Source organism: Stenotrophomonas sp. 2YAF22 (genome assembly GCF_052114665.1).
In the GTDB taxonomy this organism is placed as follows: Bacteria; Pseudomonadota; Gammaproteobacteria; order Xanthomonadales; family Xanthomonadaceae; genus Stenotrophomonas; species Stenotrophomonas indicatrix.
Genome location: NZ_JBFRFE010000497.1, coordinates 1 through 3,269, shown reverse-complemented (window position 1 = coordinate 3,269; position 3,269 = coordinate 1). Strand labels below are relative to the sequence as shown.

The window sequence follows — 3,269 nt, the reverse complement described above, 5'->3', positions numbered from 1 at the left end:
CCTGCTGCACCCAGTACCGCGTGGCCTTCCACTGGATGGAATCGGACGAGGTCACCCCCGGCGGCGTGCCGCACCAGCTCACCGAGGTGCTCGACCCGCACCGCCTGTGCATGCGCGGCACCCATTCCAAGCCGGTGCGCTGCGTGGCGCTGGACGCGCAGATCGGCGTCTATTCGCGCTGCACGATCCACCCCAACCGCCCCAGCGTGTGCCGCGAGGTGGATGCATCGTGGGAATACGGCAAGGCCAGCCCGCAGTGCGACAAGGCCCGCATCGCCTATGGGCTGGATCCGCTGACCCTGGCCGACTGGCGCTGGCGCGACGGCGCGGACAACGACGACGACCACCCGGACGACAACGGCAACAGCCCCTCGCCACAGGCGCCGATTGCGGCATGACATGCGTGCCGACCAACGGTCGGCACCCACCCATCCCTTCCCCAGGCGTGCCGACCAGCGGCCGGCACCCACCCGTTCATTCTCCCGGTGGGTGCCGACCGTTGGTCGGCACACTCTTCAGATCGGGTTCTTGTCCAGGAACGCCCGGATCTCCGGCACCAGCACTTCATGCTTGTCTTCCAGCACGTAGTGGCCGGCATCCTCGAAGGCATGCACCTGCGCCTTCGGCAACGCCGCCTGGAAGCCCTTCAGGAAGTGGTGGTCGAACACGAAATCACGCAGGCCCCAGCCGAGGAAGGCCGGACGATCGGCGAACGACGGCAGCGCCTTGCCGGCGCGCTCCAGCAGTGACCACGCCTTGTCGGCCGGCGACAGCGGGATGTCCTGCATGAAGCGGATGGTGCTGATGCGGTTGGCGTAACTGTTGTACGGCGACACGTAGGCGCGGCGCACGTCGGCCGGCATCTTCCGCTCCACGCCCAGCCACGAGGCACCGGACGAGAACGCATTGAAGGTGCGGATGATCCACTCGCCGATCTTCCAGTGCCGCCCCAGCGCGATCTGCCACGGCATCTTCTTCGCCGCCGGCATCGGGAACGCGGCGGTGTTGAGCACCACCAGGCGCTTGACCTGGTCGTGGTGCGACAGCGCCCAGCCGAAGCCGATCATGCCACCCCAGTCGTGCACGGCCAGCGTCACCGGGCCGGTGATGCCCAGATGCTTCAGCAGCGCATCCAGATCATCCACGCGGGACTGCAGCGTGTACTCGTAGCGGCTGTCGTCGGGCTTGTCCGACAGGCCCATGCCGATATGGTCCGGCACGATGCAGCGGTATTTGTCCGACAGGCCGGCCACCAGCGTGCGCCAGTAATAGCTCCACGACGGGTTGCCGTGCACCATCACCACTACCTCGCCGTCGCGCGGGCCCTCGTCGAGATAGTTCATCGACAGGCCGGGGCGGACCTCGAAACGCTGCGGGTGGGCGGGGTAACCGGGAAGCTGGGACATCGGATCGCACCTGTAAAAAGGGCCGGTAAACCGGCCCTTGGAATCAACGCAGCGGGCTGCTTACCAGACCACTTCAGCCATCGAGCAGTTCAGGCCAGAACCAATGCCCAGAAGCGCGATGCGATCGCCCTTCTTCAGCTTGCCCAGCTGCTTGAGCTTGCTCAGCACGATCGGCACCGAGGCCGGACCGATGTTGCCGTGCTCACCGAAGATGGTCATGACCTTCTTCGGATCGATGCCGAAATTCTTGATGAACGCAGCGGTGTGCGGCTGGCTGACCTGGTGGATGACGAACTGGTCCAGCTCTTCCACTGCCCAGCCCAGTGCGATCTTGGCGGCGGCGAAGGTCTTCTGGGCCAGCTTGATGCCTTCGATCAGCAGCATGCGGGTGTCGGTGACCATGCGGTCCAGGTTGCCCAGGCACAGCTGGTTCCACTCGGTGGCCGAGCGGGTCACGCCACCCTTGTAGCGCGGCGCGTCGGGGACCAGCTCCGAACGGGCCATCACCATCGCGGCCGCACCGGAACCGGTGGTCAGCGCCGCCAGCTCGTTGCGGAAGTCGTCGGCGGTGACGTCCGGCGCGGTCATCCGCTCCAGGGTCTTTTCGTACACCAGGTTGGCGGTCTCGCCATCCACCACCAGCGCATAGTCGATCTCACCGCGCTCAAGCATGCGCGCAGCGATGTCCATGCCGTTGATGAAGGCCAGGCAGGCATTGGCGACGTCGAAGGTCATGCACTCGTCGCTGACACCGAGGTTGCCGGACACGATGGAAGCGGTGGACGGCTCCAGGTAGTCACGGCTGACCGAGGTGTTGATCAACAGGCCGACCTGCGTCGCATCGATGCCTGCGTCTTCCAGCGCCTTGCGGCCAGCCATGGTGGCCGCATCGGACGCCAGGACGCCGTTGTCCCACAGGCGGCGCGCGTGGATGCCGGCGATGTCGCCGAGGACGTCGGTACGGATACCAAGGCGATCCAGCGTCGGCTGCAGGCGTTCGTTGATTTCCTTGGTCGTCAGCGTGTGCGGCGCATCAACGTGAGCCAGGCCGGCAATCGAGACATTCTTGAAGAGCATCGAGGTTAGCGCCAAGGCTCAGGCAAAGGGGGCGCTATTCTATAACCCCCCGGCCCTTCACCGCATCTTTACGAATTCAGCCTTGGCCGTATGGTGAAGGATTCAGCGCGGCGGGCACTGGAAGGCGGCGAAGCGCTGGCTGCCATCGGCCGGGGCCGCAGCGGCCTGCACGACATTGGCGCCGGTGGTCGGGGCCTCGTTGCGGGCCAGGGTTTCCAGCTCTTCCTGCACGCGCAGCGGGTTGCGGTTGTAGAAGCCGACCTTGCTCTTCACGGTCACCACCACTTCGCCCTTGGAGATGCAGCCGGCCGGTACCGGGCCTGCCGGCAGCACGCGGGTCGCCTTGCCGGCCGGTTCGATCGGCACCCAGGTGCAGGCGGTGACGGTGAGCAACAGGGACGACAGCAGCAGAACGCGCATGGGCAGGATCCTGGAAGGGAATGTCAGGAGTGTGCCTGAACCGTCTGAATCAGGGATAGCCGGTGAGCCCCCATCGTGAGGTTGCCGGCCAGCGGCCGGCACTACCACCGGAGGCCTGCCCGCCGGAGCGGGCAGGCACATCCCTTACTTCTTGACCGGGTTGCCTTCGGCATCGATCACGGTCACTTCGCCCAGGTTCAAGGCGCGCACGGCCGCTTCGGTCTGCTTGAGGTCACCCACCACCACCCAGGTCAGCGCCTGCGGCTTGATCTCCGCTGCCGCCTGCTGCACCTGTGCCGGGGTCATCGCTTCGATCTCGGCCTTGCGGCGCAGCACGTAGTCGTCCGGACGCTTGAACTGCACGAT

General features: G+C 66.0%; 5 protein-coding genes. 1 reads left to right on the top strand and 4 read right to left on the bottom strand.

Annotated elements, in window-relative coordinates:
- Nucleotides 1–398: YkgJ family cysteine cluster protein (locus tag AB4Y84_RS17090; RefSeq protein WP_442250509.1), on the top strand; the 398-nt coding region annotated here is incomplete at its 5' end.
- A gap of 117 nt (nucleotides 399–515) precedes the next feature.
- Here the strand turns inward: AB4Y84_RS17090 and AB4Y84_RS17085 are convergent.
- From AB4Y84_RS17085 to AB4Y84_RS17070, 4 genes are all read right to left on the bottom strand, one after another.
- The gene (locus AB4Y84_RS17085) at nucleotides 516–1,406 is read right to left on the bottom strand and encodes an alpha/beta fold hydrolase (protein ID WP_442243986.1); all 891 of its coding nucleotides are present in this window, start codon (nucleotides 1,404–1,406) and stop codon (nucleotides 516–518) included.
- A 60-nt stretch (nucleotides 1,407–1,466) separates the two neighbouring features.
- Nucleotides 1,467–2,483 (bottom strand): 3-oxoacyl-ACP synthase III, encoded by a 1,017-nt coding sequence (locus tag AB4Y84_RS17080; RefSeq protein WP_100554389.1) that lies wholly within the window; start codon nucleotides 2,481–2,483, stop codon nucleotides 1,467–1,469.
- Nucleotides 2,484–2,585: 102 nt separating this feature from the next.
- On the bottom strand, nucleotides 2,586–2,903 hold the full coding sequence (locus AB4Y84_RS17075; RefSeq protein ID WP_442243985.1) for a DUF4156 domain-containing protein: 318 nt from the start codon (nucleotides 2,901–2,903) through the stop codon (nucleotides 2,586–2,588).
- Between the two features lie 144 nt (nucleotides 2,904–3,047).
- On the bottom strand, nucleotides 3,048–3,269 hold a 222-nt coding region (locus AB4Y84_RS17070), incomplete at its 5' end, for a hypothetical protein (protein ID WP_442250508.1).